Below are 2390 nucleotides of genomic sequence, written 5' to 3'. Positions count from 1 at the left end.
GGTGCGCCAGCGCCTGCGCGCCGCAGAAGCAGGCGAGCAGCCATAGCGCGCCTTCGACGATCCCGGCCAGCACGTCGCTGGGGTAATGCGCGCCGAGGTACACGCGCGACAGCGCGGTGAGCAGCACGAAAACGACGGCGACAATGGTCCCGGCGACACGCGCAGCAACGCCGCGTTCGCGCGACCACCAGAGCACCAGCACGAAGCCCCACCAGACGGTTGCGCCCGCTGCGTGGCCGCTGGGGAAACTGAAGGTGCTGAGATGCACCAGCGGGTGGTCGAACGCCGGTCGCGCGCGTTCGAAGGCGAGCTTCACGAGCGCGTTCAGCACCAGCCCGCCGGGCACGGCGACCACCAGCAGCGCCAGCCAGTGGCGGTGGTGCGTGAGTACCAGGCCAATCGCCAGCAGTGCGGCCAGGACGCAGATCGAGCGGGTCTCGTGCGCCGCGCTCACCGCGAGCATCAGCTGCGTGGTCGATGGCCGCAGGTGGGCGGCGAACCAGGCACTGGCCGGCGCATCGAGGCGCGTGACCGGCCCATGCATCACCAGGTCGGCGGCGAGCGCACCGAACAGCAGTGCCAGCGCAGCGATCCACCCCGCCGCGACGGTTTGGCGGAACTGCGGCAACGGGATGACGCGGTCCATGGCGAGGAGGCGGCGACGGCTGCGCCGCTAGAGCAGCGACCCGAACATCGCAAGGGCCTGCTCCTGCAGGCGGATGGACAGCGGCCGGCCCTTCCAGGCTTCGTAGGTGATGCGGCGGGACCGCGCGAGGTCGGCCTCGAACACCTGCGTCATCTGCTGCGCGAACCCGGCGTCGTAGACGTTCAGGTTGGCCTCGTCGTTCATGCGGAACGACCGCATGTCGAAGTTGGTCGATCCCACCGAGGTCATCAGCCCGTCGACGATCATGCCCTTGCAGTGGTACATGGTCGGCTGGTACTCGTGGATCTGCACGCCCGCCTGCAGCAGCTCGCCCCACAGGCCGCGCGAGGCACGCCGCACGGTCATCGTGTCCGTGTGCTTGCCCGGCGTGATGACGCGCACCCGAACGCCCCGCTTCACCGCGGCCACCAGCGCGTCGCGGGTGGCCGCGTCGGGCACGAAGTAGGCACTGGACAGGTCGATGGTGCGCGTGGCGGCGGTGATCGCCAACAGCACCATCATCAACATGCTTTCGCTGCCCCCCTCGGGCGAGCTGGCGAACATCTGCGCCTGCTGGTCGCCTGCACGCTCGAGCGCCGGGAAGTATTCGGCGCCATGCAGCACCTGGCCCGCCGTGTTGGTCCAGTTGTCGAGCATCACGCTCTGCATCTGCGCGACGACCGGGCCCTCCACGCGGAAGTGGTTGTCGCGCCAGTGATCGGGGTCCTGCGCATGGCCGCACCACTGCGGCGCGATGCCCACGCCGCCGGTGAAGCCGATGCGGCCATCGACGATGAGCAGCTTGCGGTGCGTGCGGTTGTTCAGCCGCGACAGGTTGTACCAGCGCAGCGGGTGGTACTTGCGCACTTCGACACCGGCCTGCCGCATCCTTTCCAGCAGGTTGTCCTGCATGCGGGTGCTGCCCACCCAGTCGAGCAGCACGTGCACCTTGACGCCGGCGCGCGCGCGTTCCGCCAGCGCGTCCGCGAACTCCTCGCCGATGGCGCCGGACCAGTAGATGAAGGTCTCGAAGAGAACGGTGCGCCGGGCAGCGCGGATGGCCGCCAGCATCGCGGGAAAGATCTCGTCGCCATCGACCAGGGCATCGACGCAGTTCCCGTCGACGATCGCGGGTCCCATCATCAGCCCCATCGCGCGCCGGAACTGCGGATCGTCCACCGGGTACAGGTGCTCGACCTTCCTGATCGTCTTGTGCTCCGCGCCCGCGAGGTTCACGTAGACCAGCGCGACGAGGAGCGTGACGAGGACGGTGGCGATGAACACTGCCTGGGGTGAGCTGAGGAAGGACGCATCTCATCCTATCGTCGGCCCTGCGTGCTGTGCGGCCCCTTCTCCATCTCTGGAAACCGGCCTACAGGGCCGTGCAGTGGCGCTTGATGAGATCGCCCCATGCGCATCGCCACCTTCAACGTCAACGGTGTCAACGGCCGGTTGCCGCGATTGCTGGAGTGGCTGCACGAGACCCGGCCCGACGTCGCCTGCCTGCAGGAGATCAAGACCAGCGACCCGCGCTTCCCGATCGAGGCGCTGCGCGAGGCGGGCTACGACGCCGTGTGGCACGGCCAGCCGCGGCACCACGGCGTGGCGGTGCTCGCACGCGACGGCGCGCCGATCGAGCTGCGCCGGGGCCTGCCCTCCGACGGCGAGGACGGACAGGCGCGCTACCTCGAGGCGCGCGCAGGCGGCCTGCGCATCGCGTCTGTGTACCTGCCCAATGGCAACC

At 69.2% G+C, this 2390-nt stretch carries 3 protein-coding genes; 1 reads left to right on the top strand and 2 read right to left on the bottom strand.

Annotated features, from left to right (window positions below; genetic code table 11):
- Together HOQ08_RS08070 and cls are read right to left on the bottom strand one after the other, a co-directional pair.
- A partial coding sequence (locus HOQ08_RS08070) for a phosphatase PAP2 family protein (RefSeq protein WP_291193115.1) occupies positions 1-646 on the bottom strand: 646 nt, incomplete at its 3' end.
- A gap of 27 nt (positions 647-673) precedes the next feature.
- Positions 674-1930: a cardiolipin synthase gene (gene cls, locus HOQ08_RS08065; RefSeq protein ID WP_291193113.1), complete on the bottom strand. Its 1257-nt coding sequence runs from the start codon at positions 1928-1930 to the stop codon at positions 674-676.
- Positions 1931-2056: 126 nt separating this feature from the next.
- Between cls and HOQ08_RS08060 the strand changes: the two genes are divergently transcribed.
- Positions 2057-2390: exodeoxyribonuclease III (locus HOQ08_RS08060; protein ID WP_291193111.1), on the top strand; the 334-nt coding region annotated here is incomplete at its 3' end.

The sequence above is a fragment of the Frateuria sp. genome, from assembly GCF_013362045.1.
Taxonomy (GTDB): Bacteria; Pseudomonadota; Gammaproteobacteria; order Xanthomonadales; family Rhodanobacteraceae; genus Frateuria_A.
The sequence above is the reverse complement of the archived record's forward strand: the minus strand, read 5'-3'. Positions and strand labels throughout refer to the sequence as shown.